The 17,827-nt window shown below is 70.2% G+C and carries 13 protein-coding genes and 1 riboswitch; of the genes, 9 read left to right on the top strand and 4 right to left on the bottom strand.

The window, feature by feature from the left end; all coding sequences use genetic code 11:
* Window positions 1-7 precede the first annotated feature (7 nt).
* The 7 genes from ACGTNF_RS00720 (at window position 8) to thiC (ending at window position 8,832) form a co-directional block, all read left to right on the top strand.
* Complete coding sequence (locus ACGTNF_RS00720) at window positions 8-388, top strand: VOC family protein (protein WP_394599966.1); 381 nt, start codon at window positions 8-10, stop codon at window positions 386-388.
* A 158-nt stretch (window positions 389-546) separates the two neighbouring features.
* Complete coding sequence (locus tag ACGTNF_RS00715) at window positions 547-927, top strand: DUF4870 family protein (RefSeq protein ID WP_152478468.1); 381 nt, start codon at window positions 547-549, stop codon at window positions 925-927.
* 3 nt (window positions 928-930) lie between these two features.
* Complete coding sequence (locus tag ACGTNF_RS00710) at window positions 931-1,863, top strand: lysophospholipid acyltransferase family protein (protein WP_394599965.1); 933 nt, start codon at window positions 931-933, stop codon at window positions 1,861-1,863.
* 147 nt (window positions 1,864-2,010) lie between these two features.
* Window positions 2,011-3,567: an OpgD/OpgG family glucan biosynthesis protein gene (locus ACGTNF_RS00705; protein ID WP_394599964.1), complete on the top strand. Its 1,557-nt coding sequence runs from the start codon at window positions 2,011-2,013 to the stop codon at window positions 3,565-3,567.
* Window positions 3,554-5,467: a glucans biosynthesis glucosyltransferase MdoH gene (gene mdoH, locus ACGTNF_RS00700; RefSeq protein ID WP_394599962.1), complete on the top strand. Its 1,914-nt coding sequence runs from the start codon at window positions 3,554-3,556 to the stop codon at window positions 5,465-5,467. Before ACGTNF_RS00705 ends, mdoH begins: the two co-directional genes overlap by 14 nt.
* Window positions 5,468-5,802: 335 nt before the next feature.
* Window positions 5,803-6,471 (top strand): thiaminase II, encoded by a 669-nt coding sequence (gene tenA, locus ACGTNF_RS00695; RefSeq protein ID WP_394599961.1) that lies wholly within the window; start codon window positions 5,803-5,805, stop codon window positions 6,469-6,471.
* Between the two features lie 269 nt (window positions 6,472-6,740).
* Window positions 6,741-6,860: riboswitch (TPP riboswitch) on the top strand.
* A gap of 76 nt (window positions 6,861-6,936) precedes the next feature.
* Window positions 6,937-8,832: a phosphomethylpyrimidine synthase ThiC gene (gene thiC / locus ACGTNF_RS00690; protein ID WP_394599960.1), complete on the top strand. Its 1,896-nt coding sequence runs from the start codon at window positions 6,937-6,939 to the stop codon at window positions 8,830-8,832.
* 223 nt (window positions 8,833-9,055) lie between these two features.
* Here the strand turns inward: thiC and ACGTNF_RS00685 are convergent, their stop codons facing one another.
* The gene (locus ACGTNF_RS00685; RefSeq protein WP_394599959.1) at window positions 9,056-11,311 is read right to left on the bottom strand and encodes a heavy metal translocating P-type ATPase; all 2,256 of its coding nucleotides are present in this window, start codon (window positions 11,309-11,311) and stop codon (window positions 9,056-9,058) included.
* Window positions 11,312-11,593: 282 nt separating this feature from the next.
* Here ACGTNF_RS00685 and ACGTNF_RS00680 point away from each other — a divergent pair, with 282 nt between their 5' ends.
* Complete coding sequence (locus tag ACGTNF_RS00680) at window positions 11,594-13,402, top strand: sugar phosphorylase (RefSeq protein ID WP_394599958.1); 1,809 nt, start codon at window positions 11,594-11,596, stop codon at window positions 13,400-13,402.
* A gap of 87 nt (window positions 13,403-13,489) precedes the next feature.
* On the opposite strand, the gene ACGTNF_RS00675 is transcribed toward ACGTNF_RS00680, so the two are convergent.
* The 3 genes from ACGTNF_RS00675 to ACGTNF_RS00665 form a co-directional block, all read right to left on the bottom strand.
* On the bottom strand, window positions 13,490-14,704 hold the full coding sequence (locus tag ACGTNF_RS00675; RefSeq protein ID WP_394599957.1) for a glycosyltransferase family protein: 1,215 nt from the start codon (window positions 14,702-14,704) through the stop codon (window positions 13,490-13,492).
* Entirely contained in the window at window positions 14,701-15,618 is a 918-nt protein-coding gene (locus ACGTNF_RS00670) for an HAD-IIB family hydrolase (RefSeq protein WP_394599956.1), read from the bottom strand. Before ACGTNF_RS00670 ends, ACGTNF_RS00675 begins: the two co-directional genes overlap by 4 nt.
* Before the next feature lie 300 nt (window positions 15,619-15,918).
* The gene (locus ACGTNF_RS00665) at window positions 15,919-16,461 is read right to left on the bottom strand and encodes a porin family protein (RefSeq protein ID WP_394599955.1); all 543 of its coding nucleotides are present in this window, start codon (window positions 16,459-16,461) and stop codon (window positions 15,919-15,921) included.
* A 211-nt stretch (window positions 16,462-16,672) separates the two neighbouring features.
* Here ACGTNF_RS00665 and ACGTNF_RS00660 point away from each other — a divergent pair, with 211 nt between their 5' ends.
* Window positions 16,673-17,809 (top strand): aminotransferase class V-fold PLP-dependent enzyme, encoded by a 1,137-nt coding sequence (locus tag ACGTNF_RS00660; protein ID WP_394599954.1) that lies wholly within the window; start codon window positions 16,673-16,675, stop codon window positions 17,807-17,809.
* Window positions 17,810-17,827 lie beyond the last annotated feature (18 nt).

Raw genomic sequence — 17,827 nt, 5'->3', positions numbered from 1 at the left:
GGCATGCATGCTGTCAGGTCTGGACCACCTGGTCATCACCGTGACCGATATTTCCCGCGCCGTGGACTTCTACACCCGGGTACTGGGGCTGGACGTCCGCTATCGCGATCAGGAGCGCGTGGACCTGATGCTCGGCGACATGGCCCTGCGCCTGCACTGGACCGCCACCGATATCCAGCCCCGGGCCGCCACGCCCACCCCGGGCAGCCTCGATCTGTGCCTGCGCAGCCAGCTGCCCCTCGACGAGGTCCAGCGCCACCTCGAGGCGCTCTCCATCGAGGTCGAGCTGGGGCCGGTCAGTCGCCAGGGCGCCATCGGCGAGATCGAGTCGCTTTACCTGCGCGACCCGGACGGCAACCTGCTCGAGATCAGCCGCCCCAAGCGTTGAGGGATCAGGCCACATCGCCGCAGGCGCTCCGACCCGGCCGAAGGCTTTTACCGAACTGGCTGAAGGCTCTTGCCGGCGTCGCCGATGGCATACGGTGGCATCGCCAACGCAGGCCAGTATCATGAGCAACACGCTATTCACCCTTTCAAGGACGACCGATGAACGAGCATGACCCCGCGCGCCACGACGCCGTAGTCGCCGACGACGCCCCGGCCCCCGACACCACCATGGCAATGGTCGTCTATGCCCTCTACCTGGCCAGCTTCGTGGTCGGCTTCACCGGCATCATCGGCGTGGTGATCGCCTACATCTATCGCGGCAAGGGCCCGTCCTGGCTCGACGAACACTACCGCTACCAGATCCGCACCTTCTGGATCGGCCTGGTCTACGCCCTCGTCGCCTCGCTGCTGACCCTGGTCGTGATCGGCTTCCCGCTGCTGATCGCGCTGGCGGTGTGGATGATCATCCGCTGCGTCAAGGGCTTCAAGGGCCTGCAGGAGAAACGCGCCCCCGACAACGTCGACACCTGGCTGATCTGATCCATGGCCGACACGCAACACACCCCGGGGCGCCTCCAGGCGCGGCTGATCGCCGGCCTGTGGCGCACCCTCGCCAACTGGCGACCGGCCTCGCTGTGGCACCTGGCGCGCATGACCGGCCCGCTGGTGCAGCTCGGCAGCCGCCGCGAGCGCCGGGTGACCCGCATCAACCTGGCCCAGGCCTATCCCGACTGCCCCGAAGGCGAACGCCGCCGCCTGGCGCGGCGCAGCCTGGTGCACTCCAGCGCCACCATGCTCGAGCTGGGCCTGGCCTGGATGGGCGAGCCGGACCGGGTCGAGGCCAGCATTCTCGAGGTCCATGGCCGCGAGCTGCTCGACGAGGCCCGCGCCGAGGGGCGCGGCGTCATCGTGCTGGCGCCCCACTTCGGCAACTGGGAGGTGCTCAACTTCTGGCTGTCCGGGCACTTCCCCTTCACCGCCATGTACGAGCCGCCCAAGCTCGCCCCACTGGATCCGATCATCCGCGGCGGCCGCGAGCGGCGCGGCGCCGAACTGGTGCCGACCAACCCGCGCGGCGTGGCGGCGCTGCTCAAGGCGCTCAAGCGCGGCGAGACGGTAGGCATCCTGCCGGACCAGACGCCGAGCTGGGGCAGCGGCGTGTTCGCGCCCTTCTTCGGCCGCCAGGCCTACACCGCCACCCTGCTGCCCAAGCTGGTGGCCCGCACCGAGGCGCGGGTGGTCACCGGCGTGGCCAGGCGCGTGCGCGGCCGCGGCTTCGCGCTGCACTTCCTGGCCGCCGACGAGCGCGTCTACTCGAGCGACGAGACCACCTCGGCGGCCGGGGTGAACGCCTGCGTGGAGGCCGCCATCGCCCTGGACCCGGTCCAGTACCAGTGGGAGTACAAGCGCTATCGCAAGACCCCCGAGCAGCTCGAGGGCCGCGCCGACTGGAAGCGCTTCCGCGTCTACAAGTAACCCCGTCGGCGCCGCGGGGCGGAACCATCCCGGCGGCGTGCTGACCAACTCCGGTACGCCTTGACGACAACGATACCCATAACACGACAAGCCCCCTGGACCGGCTCGCGCAGGGAATGCCGGCGGGATTCCAAGGAGAGTCACCCCATGACATCGCTGTTCCGTTTACTAGCCCTCTCGCTGGGGGCGACGCTGGCCATGGAGGCCAGCGCCAAGCCCGCCGACGAACAGGGCCTGTTCGAGCGCGTCACCGACCGCGCCGAGCGACTGGCCGACGCGCCCTATGAGGCGCCGAACGCCGACCTGCCACCGGCGCTGACCGAGCTCGACTACGACGCCTATCGCCAGATCCGCTTCCGCCCCGACCGCGCCGTCTGGCACGACGAGGGGCTGTTCGAGGTCCAGCTGTTCCATCCCGGCTTCCTCTACGACCAGCCGGTCGCGCTCAACCTGGTCGACGGGGACGGCGAGGTCAGTCCGCTGCCCTTCGACCCGTCGCGCTTCCGCTACGACGACGAAGCCGCCGGGCTGGCCGATCTCGACGCCGAGGCCCTCGGCGATCTCGGCTACGCCGGCTTCCGCCTGCACTACCCGCTGAACAGTGGGGACTACCGCGACGAGTTCATGGTGTTTCTCGGCGCCTCCTATTTCCGCATGGTCGGCCGCGATCAGGGCTACGGCCTCTCGAGCCGCGGACTGGCCATCGACACCGGCGCGCCCCGCGGCGAGGAGTTCCCGGCCTTTCGCGAGTTCTGGCTGGTCGAGCCCGGTCCCGAGGACACGCACCTGACGGTCTACGCCCTGCTCGACAGCCCCTCCCTCTCCGGCGCCTATCGCTTCGAGATCGCCCCCGGCGAGCCGACCACGGTCGAGACCGAGGCGCGGCTGTTCGCCCGCGAGGACGTGGCCAAGCTCGGCATCGCGCCGCTGACCAGCATGTACATGCACGGCGGACTCGGCGAGTACCCGGCGGACGACTATCGCCCGCGGGTCCACGACTCCAGCGGCCTGGCCATGCAGACCGGCGACGGCGAACGCATCTGGCGCCCGCTGAGCAATCCCGCGACGCTGCACCTGTCGAGCCTGCAGGACGCCTCGCCCCGGGGCTTCGGGCTGATCCAGCGGCCGCGCCGGTTCGAGGCCTACCTCGATGCCGAGGCCCGCTACGAGACGCGCCCCAGCGAATGGGTCACGCCGCTGGGCGACTGGGGCCAGGGCCGCGTCGAGCTGGTCGAGATCCCTTCCGACAGCGAGGCCAACGACAACATCACCGCCTACTGGATCCCCGAGCAGCCGCTCGAGGCCGGCCATTCGCGGACCTTCCGCTACCGGCTGAGCACCCTCGGCGCCACCCCGCCCGAACAGCGGCTCGCCCATGTGCTGCGCTCGCGTCAGGGCTGGGGCGCCACGCCGGGGCAGGACGATCCGCCGCCCGAGAGCCAGCGCGTCTTCATCGTCGACTTCCAGGGGCCCACGCTCGACGGCCTCGACGCCGACCAGGCGGTGGAGCCGCACCTGACCACCTCCAGCGGCGAGCTGATCGAGCCCCGCGTCCAGCGCCTGCCCGACGGCACCTGGCGCGCCAGCTTCCGCCTCGCGCCGGAGGACGGCACGCCGGCCGACATGCGCCTGGCCCTGACCCTGCACGGCGAGCCGCTGACCGAAACCTGGAACTATGTCTGGTATCCCGATGAGCGCCGCTGATTGCCGCAATGCCGCGGCGCCCATTCCCTGGCGCCGCACCCGCCGCTGGGCCGTCGCCCTGCTGATCGCCGCCACCACCGCCCTCGGCGTGTGGACCATGTTCCGCATCCTCCACGTCGGCGGCCTGACCCCGCTGGAGCTGGCGGTCATGGCGCTGTTCGCGGTGACCTTCGGCTGGATCGCCGTGGCCTTCTGGAGCGGGCTGATCGGCTTCACCCTGAGCCTCGCCGGCCGCGACCCGCTGAGCCTGGCCAGGGCCGGCTCGCCCCGGCCGCCCGACGACGCCCGCTCGCGCACCGCCCTGGTGATGCCGATCCACAACGAGGACGTCGAGCGGGTCGCCGCGGGTCTGGAGGCGACCTGCCGGGACCTGCCGCCGATCTCCGAGCGCCGGCACATCGAGGCCTTCGTGCTCAGCGACAGCACCGACGATTCCGTGGTGGCCGAGGAGAAGGCCGTCATGGCCGCGCTGCAGCGGCGGCTGGCCGGCCACTGCCGGCTGCACTACCGCCATCGCGACAGCAACGCCGGCCGCAAGGCCGGCAACCTCGGCGACTTCTGCCAGCGCTGGGGGCAGCACTACGACTTCATGCTGGTGCTCGACGCCGACAGCGTGATGAGCGGCGATACCGTGCATGAGCTGATCGCCCAGATGGAGGCCAATCCGCGCCTCGGGCTGCTGCAGACGGTGCCGATCCCCGTGCGCCAGGACAGCCTGTTCGGCCGTGCCAACCAGTTCGCGGCGGCGGTCTACTCGCCGATGCTGGCCGCCGGCCTGAGCTTCTGGCAGTCCGACGCCGCCAACTACTTCGGCCACAACGCCATCCTGCGCGTGGCGCCCTTCATTCGGCATGCCGGCCTGCCCGAGCTGCCCGGACGCCCGCCGCTGGGTGGCGACATCCTCAGCCACGACTTCGTCGAGGCCGCGCTGCTGCGGCGCGCCGGCTGGGAGGTGCGCATGCGCACCGACCTCGGCGGCAGCTTCGAGGAGATGCCGAGCCATATCCTCGACTACGCCAAGCGCGACCGCCGCTGGGTCCAGGGCAACCTGCAGCACCTGCGACTGCTCGGCGCCGGCGGCCTGCACCTGGTCAGCCGGGTGCACTTCCTGTGCGGCGCCCTGGCCTACCTGTCGTCGCTGATCTGGCTGGCGATCCTCGCGGTCAGCACCGCCGATGCCCTGCTGCGCGCCCTGATCGCGCCCAACTTCTTCACCTCCGACGCCCAGCTGTTCCCGGACTGGCCGATCGCCCCGCCCAACCTGATCATGCCGCTGCTCGGCGGCACCCTGGCGATGCTGCTGATGCCCAAGCTGCTGGGCGTCGTGCTGGCCCTGTGCCGGGCGCCGTCCCACTACGGCGGACGCGGCAGGCTGGTCGCCAGCGCCCTGCTGGAGGCGCTGTTCGCGATGCTGATCGCGCCGCTGATGATGGTCTTCCACAGCCGCTTCGTGATCGAGGTCTTCAGCGGCCGCACCGTGGCCTGGAACCCCCAGTCACGCGAGGGACGCGCCCTGCCCTGGCGCGAGGCGCTGCGCCACACCTGGCCGGGCAGCCTGATCGGCCTCTGCTGGGCGGGCGTGACCTGGTGGGCCACGCCGACCTTCTTCTGGTGGCTGACGCCGGTGTGGTTAGGGCTGATGCTGGCCGCGCCGCTGGTGCGCTGGAGCAGCAGCCTGACGATCGGGCGTGGCCTGCGCCGGCGCGGCCTGCTGCTGGTGCCCGGCGAGACCGCCCCGCCGGCGGTGCTCGAGGCCGAGCCGGCGCCGCTGGATCTCGAGCCCGCCGACGAGCCCGCCGCGCCCCCGGCCGAGCGGCTCTGCGAGATGCCGATCCAGTCCTTCGGCAGCGACTGGGCGCGGTCGGCGAGTGCCGAGGCCCGCGCCGTCCAGGGCGAATGACCGTCACGCTGCCGTCGCACCGTGGCCGGGGCGACGACAGGGATGTTCGTCGCCCGCCAAGCTGCTAGACTCGGCCCATTCGCTTGACGGGGTGCCGGTGGAACCGGCTGAGATGGCGCAGGTTCGCGCTCGACAACGCTCGAGACAGCACCCAGCGCTGGTCCCGTGGAACCTGATCCGGGTGGGTGTGGCAGACGCCGCACGTGAACCGGCGTAGGGAATCAGGCGGCGGGCCCGCGCGCCCTCCTTGCGCCCGGCGCTCCCTCCCCGCTTCCGCTACGCCAGTGCGCCATGCACGCCCTCCGGCATCCGCTCTCATCGGAATCGGAGGCAAGATGGACCGTCGCTTCAGTGATCTCACCGCCGCCTGCCAGGCCGACTGGCGCGCCTACACCGAGCACGACTTCGTCCGCGCCCTGGGCGCCGGCACGCTGGAGGCGGATGCCTTCCGCCACTACCTGCAGCAGGACTACCTGTTCCTGATCCACTTCGCCCGCGCCTACGCCCTGGCCGCCTACAAGAGCCGCGACCTGGACGAGCTGCGCCAGGCCTTCGACGGCCTGAAGACCATCCTCGACGTCGAGCTGGACCTGCACCGCGGCTTCTGCCGCGACTGGGGCATCGGCGAGGACGACCTGGCGGCGGTGCCCGAGGCTCGCGCCACCCTGGCCTACACCCGCTTCGTGCTCGACGCCGGCAGCCGCGGCGACCTGCTCGACCTGCGCGTGGCGCTGGCCCCCTGCCTGGTGGGCTACGGCGAGATCGCCAACTGGCTTCAGTCCCAGCCGTTCACCGTGCGCGGCGACGCCAACCCCTATGACGCCTGGATCGCCATGTACCGGGGCGACGACTTCCAGCGGGCGATGTACGCCGAGATCGCCTGGCTGGACGCGCGCCTGGCCGAGGTGACGCCGGCGCGCTTCGACCAGCTGGCGCGGCTGTTCCGCGACGCCACCCGGCTGGAGATCGACTTCTGGCAGATGGGGCTGGATCGCGCGGACTGAGAGATATCTGCCGAGTGAATGAGGGGCGCCGGGGGCAGCTCGAAGAGGAGGTCCTACGCCAGGGGTGAGGAGCACTGCTCCGAACGGGCTGGCCAAGGATGGCCAGCACCGGCCCTGCAAGCGGAGCAGGACGCGAGAGCGCAGCAGGGCGTCGGTAGCGTACAGGGAGGTATTCACAGCGCCTCCTCGGAGAGCTGCCCCCGGATCAGCCCCGAGCCACATGCAAGAGATAACGATGATGACACGGCCCGCCATCACGGCGGGCACCACCACGCTTGACGGGGTGCCGTTGAAGACGGCTGAGATCATGCGGCGCGAGGCGCCCGAGCATGGGTCCCGTTGAACCTGAACTGGCTAGGACCAGCGTAGGGATCAAGCGACACGCGGCGGCGCCTCGGCGTCGGCCGCCCCTGTCCTCCCCGACGGTCCTCCCTGACGAACCACTCAAGCCAAGGGAGCACGACCATGAGCAAGACCACCCATTTCCTCAACGAGAGCGCCCGCGTCGACGCCGCCGCCGTGGCCCCGCTACCCGGCTCGCGCAAGGTCTTCGTCGAAGGCTCGCGGCCCGATATCCGCGTGCCCTTCCGCGAGATCGGCCTGTCGCCGACCCGCACCTCCGGCGAGGGCCCGGATGAGCAGAACCCGCCGCTGCTGGTCTACGACACCTCCGGCCCCTACACCGACCCCGAGGCCGCCATCGACCTGCGCCGCGGCCTGCCCGAGCTGCGCCGCGGCTGGATCGAGGCCCGCGGCGACACCGAGCTCCTCGACGGCCCGACCTCCGAGTACGGCCGCCGCCGCGCCAACGACCCGATGCTCGCCCCGCTGCGCTTCGAGCTGACCCGCACGCCTCGCCGGGCCAAGGCAGGGAAGAACGTCACCCAGCTGCACTACGCGCGCCGGGGCATCGTCACCCCGGAGATGGAATTCATCGCCATTCGGGAAAACCAGAAGCGCCAGGCGTTGGGGTCGGCAGAGGTCGAGCGCATCCTCGGCCACCAGCATCCGGGCGAGGCCTTCGGCGCCCGCCTGGCGGACGAGATCACCCCCGAGTTCGTGCGCGACGAGGTGGCCGCCGGCCGCGCCATCATCCCCAACAACATCAACCACCCGGAATCCGAGCCGATGATCATCGGCCGGAACTTCCTGGTGAAGATCAACGGCAACCTCGGCAACTCGGCGGTCACCTCCTCCATCGAGGACGAGGTCGACAAGATGACCTGGGGCATCCGCTGGGGCGCCGACACCATCATGGACCTCTCCACCGGGCAGAACATCCACGAGACCCGCGAGTGGATCATCCGCAACGCCCCGGTGCCGATCGGCACCGTGCCGATCTACCAGGCGCTGGAGAAGGTGGGCGGCGTGGCCGAGGACCTGACCTGGGAGGTGTTCCGCGACACCCTGATCGAGCAGGCCGAACAGGGCGTCGACTACTTCACCATCCACGCCGGCGTGCTGCTGCGCTACGTGCCGCTCACGGCCAAACGCACCACCGGCATCGTCTCCCGCGGCGGCTCGATCATGGCCAAGTGGTGTCTCTACCACCACCGCGAAAGCTTCCTCTACGAGCACTTCGAGGAGATCTGCGAGATCTGCAAGCAGTATGACGTCGCCTTCTCGCTGGGCGACGGCCTGCGCCCGGGCTCGGTGGCCGACGCCAACGACGAGGCCCAGTTCGCCGAGCTCGAGACCCTGGGCGAGCTGACCCGCATCGCCTGGCGGCACGACGTCCAGGTGATGATCGAGGGCCCCGGCCACGTGCCCATGCACCTGATCAAGGAGAACATGGACAAGCAGCTTGCCGAGTGCGACGAGGCGCCCTTCTACACCCTCGGGCCGCTGACCACCGACATCGCGCCCGGTTATGATCACATCACCTCGGGCATCGGCGCGGCGATGATCGGCTGGTACGGCTGCGCCATGCTCTGCTACGTGACGCCCAAGGAGCACCTGGGGCTGCCCAACAAGGACGACGTCAAGACCGGCATCATCACCTACAAGATCGCCGCGCATGCCGCCGATCTCGCGAAGGGGCACCCGGCCGCCCAGCGCCGCGACAATGCGCTCTCCAAGGCGCGCTTCGAGTTCCGCTGGGAGGACCAGTTCAACCTCGGCCTCGACCCGGACACCGCCCGCGAGTACCACGACGAGACCCTGCCCAAGGACTCGGCCAAGGTGGCCCACTTCTGCTCCATGTGCGGGCCCAAGTTCTGCTCGATGAAGATCAGCCAGGAGGTCCGAGACTACGCTTCGGAAAACGGTCTCGACGGCGATCGAGCGGCGGTGGAGCGCGGCATGGCCGAACAGGCCGAGAAGTTCCGCGACCAGGGCGCAGAGCTGTACAAGGAGGTATAAGCCTCTTGCATTGCACCATAGGGGCGCCGGGGACAGGTCGAAGAGGGGGTTCTACGCCAGGGGTGAGGAGCACTGCTCCGAACGGGCTGGCCAAGGATGGCCAGCACCGGCCCTGCAAGCGAAGCAGGACGCGAGAGCGCAGCAGGGCGTAGGTAGCCTCCAGGGAAGGATTCATGGCGCCCCTCGCAGGCCTGTCCCCGGATCAGCCGCTCCTCAATACTGCTCAGTTACTGCCCGGCGCGAAGCGCAGCAGCCGCAGGGCATTGAGCGTTACCAGCACGGTGGCGCCCGTATCGGCCAGGATGGCCAGCCACAGCCCGGTGATGCCGAGCACGGTGGTGACCAGAAACAGCCCCTTCAGCCCCAGGGCGATGGCGATATTCTGACGGATGTTGGCCATGGTCGCCCGCGCCAGGCGGATCAGCGCCGCCGCGTCGCCCACCCGGTTGCGCAGCAGCGCGCCGTCGGCGGTCTCCAGCGCCACGTCGGTCCCGGAGCCCATCGCCACGCCCACCTGGGCGCTGGCCAGCGCCGGGGCGTCGTTGATGCCGTCACCGATCATCATCGTCCGCTCATGGCGGGCCAGCTCGCGGATCGCCTCCACCTTGCCCTCCGGCAGCAGCTCGGCGCGACGCTCGATGCCGAGGCGCCCGGCGATGGCCGCGGCGGTGCGATCGTTGTCGCCGGTCAGCATCACCGAGCGCACGCCCAGCGCCGACAGCGCCTCCACGCCGGCCATGGCATCACGCCGCGGCTCGTCACGCAGGGCGATCGCCCCCACCGCCACGCCGTCCTCGAGCGCCACGATCACCGTCTTACCCTCGGCCTCGAGGGCCTCGAGGCGTGCGCCCAGGGCCTCGGACAAGGTGCCGCGTGCCGCCGCGTGGCGCGGCGCGCCGACGAAGGCCCGTCGGCCCTCGATCGCCCCCTCGACGCCCTGGCCGGGCACCGCCCGCGCCTCGGTGACGATCCCGGGCGCGACGCCGAGTGATTCCGCGTGCTCGAGCACCGCCAACGCCAGCGGATGGCTGGCGTCGCGCTCGAGGCTCGCCGCCAGGGCAAGCACGTCTTGCACGGCGACGTCATCGCCCGCCGGCACCACGTCGGTCACCCGCGGCCGGCCCTCTGTCAGGGTGCCGGTCTTGTCGAAGGCCACCGCCTCGGTGCGGGCCGCGGCTTCCATCACCGCGCCGCCCTTGAGCAGCAGCCCGTGGCGGGCGCCGCTGGAAAGCGACGAGGCGATCGAGGCCGGCACCGAGATCACCAGCGCGCAGGGGCAGCCGATCAGCAGCAGCGCCAGGGCGCGATAGGTCCACTCGCCCCAGGCGCCGCCCAGCGCCAGCGGCGGCACCACGGCCACCAGCACGGCCAGGCCGACCACCACCGGCATGTAGACGCGGCTGAAACGGTCGATGAAGCGCTCGGTGGGCGCCCGCGCCTCCTGGGCCTCCTCCACCAGCCGGATGATGCGCGCGATGGTGTTGTCCTCCTGCGGCCGGGACACGCGCAGCCGCAACACGGCATCGTGATTGATCGAGCCGGCGAACACCTCGTCGCCCTCGCCCCTGGCCCGCGGCACCGACTCACCGGTCACCGGCGACTCGTCGATCGACGAGCGGCCCGCGAGGATGGTGCCGTCGGCGGGAATCCGGTCACCGGGGCGCACCACCACCACCTGGCCGACCGCCAGCCGGGACGCGTCCACCGTGCGGGTCTCGCCGGCGGCGGTCTCGAGCCGCGCCTCCCCGGGCACCAGGTCGGCCAGCGCGCGGATGCCCGAGCGGGCCCGGTCGGCCGCCACGCCCTCGAGGATCTCGCCGATCGCGAACAGCAGCACCACCATGGCCGCCTCCTCGGCGGCGCCGATGATCAGCGCGCCGCCGGCGGCCAGGGTCATCAGCATCTCGATGGTGAACGGCATGCCGAGCCGTGCCGCCGTCACCGCGCGGCGGGCGACCGGCGCCAGCCCGATCAGGCAGGCCGCGAGGAAGGCCCAGTGGGCCAGCTCCGCGCCGACGGTGAGGCGCAGCAGCGTGGCCACACCGAGCGCCGCCCCGGTGGCCAGCGCCTGGCGCCCCTTGACGGTGGCATACCAGCGCCGGGGAGCCGGGGCGCCGGCCGCCGGCGAGGCCCCATCGCCATGATCGCGCGCCTGGTGCTGATCGGGGTCGTTCCCGGCACAGCAGCCCGCCTCCGCCGAAGCCTCGGCAACGCCCCCCGCAGCCGCCGTCTGACGACGCACGCCATAGCCCAGCCGTTCGACCAGCGATTCCACGGCCTCGGGCGCCGTACGACCGGCATCCAGATAGAGGGCCAGCGAGCCCTGCATGACCGAGACACGCACGTCTTCCACGCCCTCCAGACGCTCCAGGGCGCCGCGGATCTTGCCGGCGCAGCCCGGACAGTCCATGCCCTCCACGCGCCACCGATGTTGCCGGCACGCATCCTTCTCGGCTTCCTGCACGGCGTCTTGCGCCATCCTGACCTCCTGGGGCCCGTCATCGAAACAGGGCATCAGCCTAGAGCCTGTAGCCGCTATAGACTCAAGCGGTACATTGGCCTTCACGGAGGGTGCCCGCGACACGCCGGAGAGAAGCTCCCACGCCAGGCAAGGCGTCGGGAGCCACGAGGAGGTATTCATGTGTCTCCGGTAGGCCGGCCCCGCTCGACGGCTTGTCGCCGAGTCGCACCTAGTCCGCTATGTTCACAGGTGGCACGGCATCTGCATGTTCAGGAAAACCCCCACAAGAGGCGATCGCCCATGCCGGAACCTTCCCTCTCGACGCCGCTGGCCGCCGGCACCTTCCGCGAACGGGCCCACCGCCATCTGACGATGCTCTATGGCCCTCGCGCCGACGAGGTGCTGCGCCGGCTGCTCACCCTCCTGGCGCATCAGGCCCCCATGACGCCCCCGGATGGGGAGGCGCCGCCCGCCCGGCCGCTGTGGAGCGAACGCGACCAGTGGCTGATCGCCTACGGCGACAGCCTGATCGACGGCGAGCAGGCCCCCCTCGACGTGCTCGACGACTTCGTCATCGGGCGCCTCGGGGAGACCTTCAGCGGCGTGCACCTGCTGCCCTTCTTTCCCTGGAGCAGCGACGACGGTTTCTCGGTCATCCACTACCGCGAGGTCGACCCGCAGCTGGGCGACTGGCCCCAGGTGAGGCGCCTGTCCAGCCGCCTCGACCTCGGGGTCGACCTGGTGCTCAACCACGTGTCCCGCGAGTCGCTGTGGTTCGCCGACTATCTCGGCGGCAACCTGCCCGGGCGTGACTACTTCATCGAGATGGATCCCGACACGGATCTCTCGGCGGTGGTGCGGCCGCGCAGCTCGCCGCTGCTGGTCAAGGTGCCGACGCGCCGCGGCCCCCGCCACCTGTGGGCGACCTTCTCCGAGGATCAGATCGATCTGAACTTCGCCAATCCCGACGTGCTGCTGGAGTTCGTCGGCATCCTGCTGTTCTACCTCTGCCAGGGCGCGCGGGTAATCCGCCTGGATGCCATCGCCTACCTGTGGAAGCAGGTCGGCACCTCCTGCATCCACCTGCCGGAGACCCACGAAGTGGTGCGGCTCTTGCGCGCCATCGTCGATCACGTGGCACCGGGCACGCTGATCCTCACCGAGACCAACGTGCCCCACCGCGAGAACATCAGCTACTTTGGTCTTGAACGTCAGGGTCTTGAACGTCAGGGCCTCGAACGGCTGGAACAGGACGGCACGCCGCCGGACGAGGCCCACCTGGTCTATCAGTTCCCGCTGCCGCCGCTGCTGCTGCACACCTTTACCAGCGGCGAGGCCGGCACCCTGGCGGCCTGGCTGCGCAGCCTGCCCGAGCTGCCACCGGGCTGCAGCTTCCTCAATTTCACCGCCAGCCACGACGGCATCGGCGTGCGCCCGCTGGAGGGCTGGCTGCCCCACCACGAGGTCGAGGCGCTGCTCGAGCTGATGCACCGCTTCGGCGGCTTCGTCAGCATGCGCACCAAGGACGACGGCGAGGACTCGCCCTACGAGATCAACATCACCTGGTTCGACGCCATGAAGGGCACGCGCCGCGGCGCCGACCCCTGGCAGATGCCGCGCTTCCTGTGCAGCCAGCAGCTGATGCTCGGCCTGCGCGGCATCCCCGCGCTCTATCTGCACGCGCTGACCGGCACCCTCAACGACATCGAGGGCATGGAGCGCAGCGGCCGGCTGCGCTCGATCAACCGCCACCACTGGGATCGCGGCGCCCTGGAGCGGCTGCTCGACAGCCCGCACACCTCGACCCACCAGGCCTTCACGGCCCTGAAGCGGCTGCTCGAGGTGCGCCGCGACGAGCCCTGCTTCCATCCGGACGTGTCCCAGCGGGTGATCGAGACGCCGGCCACGCTGCTGGTGGTCGAGCGCGGCCCGCTGCCCGACGGGCGCCGTCTGCTGGCGATCCACAACGTCACCGATCGCCCCCAGCCGCTGGCGCTCGAGCCGCTCAACGAAGGCGAGTGGCGCGACCGGATCGGCGGCGAGACATGGCGAGCAGAGGATGCCCTGCCGCCCTACGGCGCCCTGTGGCTGGTCAACAGCAGCGGGTAAATCCGCCGTCAGCGGGAAAACGGCGTAAAAAGCACCGCCCACATGGCCAATGCCTGGGGGCGGTGCTGGTGGCGGCAGGCGGCGGGGTCAGACGGCGTTGTCGGCCTCCACCACCTCGGCCATGCGCGGCAGCAGGTCGGGAATGGCCGCCCGCACCCGGTTCCAGCTGGGGATGAAGGGCCGCTCGCCGGGGTTGTCGAGGAACACGCCGCCGGCCTCGAGCAGGTTGGTGGCGAACAGCTCCACCGCCCGCTCCTCGCTGTGTCGGTCGAGGCTCAGGCCGTTCATCCGCGCGTCGTGGTCGTAGGCCTCGATCAGGTCCAGCGCCATGCGGTAGTAGGTGGCCTTGAGGGTGCGGAAGCCCTCGGCGCTGAAGGTCACGCCCTGGGTCGCCAGCTTGCGGTAGAGCGCCTTGGCGATGTCCAGGCTCATGCGGTTGAGTCCGCCGGAGGCGTCCTCCTCGGAGACCGGCTGGTGCTTGTGGTCGTAGCTGTCGGCCAGATCCACCTGGCACAGCCGGCGGGTGGAGTAGTTGCGATGCACCTCGGAGAGCACGCCGATCTCGAGCCCCCAGTCGGCGGGGATGCGAATGCCGTCGAGCACCTCGGTGCGCATGGCGAACTCGCCGGAAAGCGCATAGCGATAGCAGTCGAGGTACTCGAGGTACGGCAGCGGCCCGAACATCTGCTTGAGCGCGCGCAGCAACGGCGTGACCATCAGCCGCGAGACCCGGCCGTTGAGCCGGCCGTCGGCGATGCGCGGGTAGTAGCCCTTGCAGAATTCGTAGTTGAAGTAGGGGTGCGCGACCGGATAGAACAGCCGCGCCAGCATGCCGCGATCGTAGGTGAGGATGTCGCAGTCGTGCAGCGCCACCGCCTCGCTGCGCCCGGAGGCCTGCACGTAGCCGGCGCAGTACCAGACGTTGCGCCCCTTGCCCGGCTGCTGGGGCGCGAGGCCCTGCGCTTCCAGCTCGGCGTCCAGCGCGCGCAGGCCCGGGCCGTCGTTCCACAGGATGCGATGACGCTGGGGCAGCCGCGAGAAGAACTCGCGGGCCCTGCCGAACTGGGCGTGATCGGCGCGGTCGAGGCCGATCACGATCTCGGAGAGATAGGGCACCCGGGCCAGCTCGTCGACGATGTGCGAGAGCGCCGGCCCCTCCAGCTCGGAATAGAGCGACGGCAGGATCAGGCTCATCGGCCGCTGCGCCGAGAAGCGCACCAGGTCGGCCTCGAGTTCCTCGACCGGCCGGCGGGTGAGGTTGTGAAAATCGGTGATGATGCCGTTCTGATGGAAATCGCTCATGCGCTGACACTCCCCACGTCGTTGTTATCGCGGCTGCCGGATGCCGTCAGCGCCGGCGCTTGCCGGCGCCCGCCTCGCCCCCACCAGTAGTTCACTCCCTCGGCCCAGCCGCTCGGGCCGCTTTCCCGGCTGCGGTAGAGCTCGGGCTGTGGCGGCGACACCTCCAGGCCGTGGCAGCCGCGGATCACCACCGCCTGATCCACCGCCTCGAGCATGGCGATGTCGTTGGGCCCATCGCCCAGCGCCAGAGTCAACGGACGCACGCCGCGCAGGGCCGTGAAGCGCTCGCTCAGCCAGCTCACCGCCTGGCCCTTGTCGGACTCGCCGGTGGCGTGCCAGAAGCGCCCGCCGCGCACCAGGTGCAGGCCGTCGCCGGCGAGCCCCTGGCGGAAGTCTTCCAGCCGCGCCTCGCTGTCGGCCCAGATCAGCGGTTCGCTGCCCTCGCGCATCCGCGCCAGGCGCGCCTCCTCCTCGCTGAGCCCGGTGAAGGCGACCAGATCATCGAGCTGCATCTCGCCCATCGGCGTGAAGCGCACGCCCAGGCGCTCGCGCCACACCGCGAGGCGCTGGCGGATGAAGCCGATGTCCACGCCGAGCGTCTTGATCACCAGTCCGTCGGGGCCGGGGGTGCGCTCCAGGCGGGCGTGGCACCAGGCGGCAGGCAGCCCCACCACCGCACCGTTCTCGGCCACGAAGGGACTGTCGACGAGATTCAGGGCCTGGCGCAGGGCCAGCAGCTCGCTGCGGGTCTTGCTGGTCACCGGGATCACCGGCACGCCTTCCTCGCGCAGCCGCGTCAGCCACTCCGCGGCCGGCGACCAGTCATAGGTCTGGTGATCGAGCAACGAGCCATCCAGATCGGTGAAGAGCAGCCTCGGGCCGGGAACGTCGGGGCGGGAGGAGGGAGAGGACATGGCAGCACCTTTCGTGACCTTGTTCGATACGGCTCTGCACGTAACGTGCCAGATCGATCGCGGACGGCGCGATGACGGGGCCGGGCGCCCTCGCTGCCGCCCCCTCGCCCGGGCCGCGTGCACCATGAAAAGGCGTGCGCCTCACGAGAGTGCGACATGTCTGCGCCATCAAGGGACATCCCCGGGAGACGCCCCGGCCGCGGTGGCCGAAACGAGCAGCGCCCCCGCTGGCAAGCGGGGGCGCAGTAACGGGGCATCATCCGCGGCTCGCGATCTATCGCCGCTCGCTATCCAGCGGCATCAGAAGTGATAGCTGGCCCCGAGGCTCACGGCATCGAAGTCGTAGTTCGATTCGTCGAGATAGCGCATGTAATCGGCGTCCAGCGACAGGTTCGGCATCAGCGCGTAACTGGCGCCCCCACCGTAGGAGACGTCGGTTTCGGAGTCCGCGCCGTCGAATTCGACCTCGGTGGCGCCCAGCAGCCCGTAGAGCGTGAAGCTCGGGGTGATCGGCAGCATGCCCTTGGCGTAGCCGCCGGCCAGGTAGTCCAGGTCCAGGCCACCATCGGAGCCGCCGGAGCCGAGATGCCCCTCCAGGGCGAAGTAGTCATTGAAGGCGACGCCGGCGCGCAGACGCAGGCCGGTGCTGTCGCGATCATCGGCGCGGCCATCCGGGTCGAGCTCCCAGAACAGCGCATCAGCGCCGACGTAGGGGCTCGGCTGATAGGTCATGGGGCCGCCCTGGGCGTGGGCGGTGGCGGCGGCGGCGGCGGCGGCGGCGACGGCGGCGGCGGCGGCGGCCACCAGACAGGCCGCGGCGGCGGGAATCAGCAAGGTCTTCATGAGGCTTCTCCAGTTAGGAAACGATGTTTCCCTGCGTAGACGTCAGTCTGGTACAACGCGGCCCCTTTCGCCACGGCGGGGAATGATCCACGTCAGCGTCGCGGCCCGCCGCTCGTACCCTGGCCTGAAGCGGGGATAGGGAATATCCTCTTCTAACGTGCAAGGCGCCCTCCGCCGCCAGGAGGCCGCGTCCGATAACATGGAGACAGCAATGGCCGGTTTACTGCCCGATGTCGACCCCGATGGACTGCTCGAGTACTCGGTGGTCTACACGGATCGTTCCCTCAACCACATGTCGCAGTGCTTCCAGCAGGTGATGCGTGACATTTCCGCGTCGCTGAAGCGGGTCTATCGCGCGCATTCGACGGTCATCGTTCCCGGCAGCGGCACCTTCGGCATGGAAGCGGTGGCGCGTCAGTTCGCCACCGACCGACGCTGCCTGGTGATCCGCAACGGCTGGTTCAGCTATCGCTGGCACCAGATCCTGGAGCGCGGACACATCCCTTCGGACCTCTATGTGCGCAAGGCCGTGCGTCTGGATGACGACGACCCGACCTCGCCGTTCACGCCGCCCCCCATCGAGGAGGTGCTCGAGGCGATCCAGGACCAGCAACCCGATCTGGTGTTCGCGCCCCACGTGGAGACCTCGTCCGGCGTGAAACTGCCCGACGACTACATCCGCCGGCTCGCCGAGGCCATCCACGATCAGAACGGCCTGCTGGTGCTCGACTGCATCGCCTCCGGCACCGACTGGGTCGACATGCAGGACACCGGCGTCGACATCCTGATCAGCGCGCCGCAGAAGGGCTGGAGCGGCTCGCCCTGCTGCGCCATGGTGATGATGTCGCGCCTGGCCCGGGACATCATCGAGGAGACCGAGAGCTCGAGCTTCGCCTGTGATCTCAAGAAGTGGCTGTCGATCATGGAGACCTATGAGGCCGGCGGCCACGCCTACCACGCCACCCTGCCCACCGACGCCCTGCGCACCCTGCGCGACGCCGTGGCCGAGGCCGAGGGCTACGGCCTGCAACGGCTCCAGGACGAACAGCTCGAACTCGGCCGCCGGGCCCGCGAGCTGCTGGCCGCACACGGCTACCGCAGCGTCGCCGCCCCCGGCTTCGAGGCCGCCGGCGTGATCGTGAGCTACACCAGCGACCCGGACCTGGCGGTCAAGTTCGCCGCCGGCGGCCTGCAGGTCGCCACCGGCGTGCCGCTGATGTGCAACGAGGGCGACGACTTCCGCACCTTCCGCATCGGCCTGTTCGGCTTCGACAAGCTGCACGCGCTCGATCGCACCCTCTCGGCCCTCGAGCAGGCGATGACCCGCATCGAGACCACCGACGAGTAGTCCGGCACAGGTCTCCTC

The sequence above is a fragment of the Halomonas sp. B23F22_10 genome, assembly GCF_043496975.1.
Classification (GTDB): Bacteria; Pseudomonadota; Gammaproteobacteria; order Pseudomonadales; family Halomonadaceae; genus Halomonas; species Halomonas smyrnensis.
This window is presented reverse-complemented; position numbering and strand designations above follow the sequence as displayed.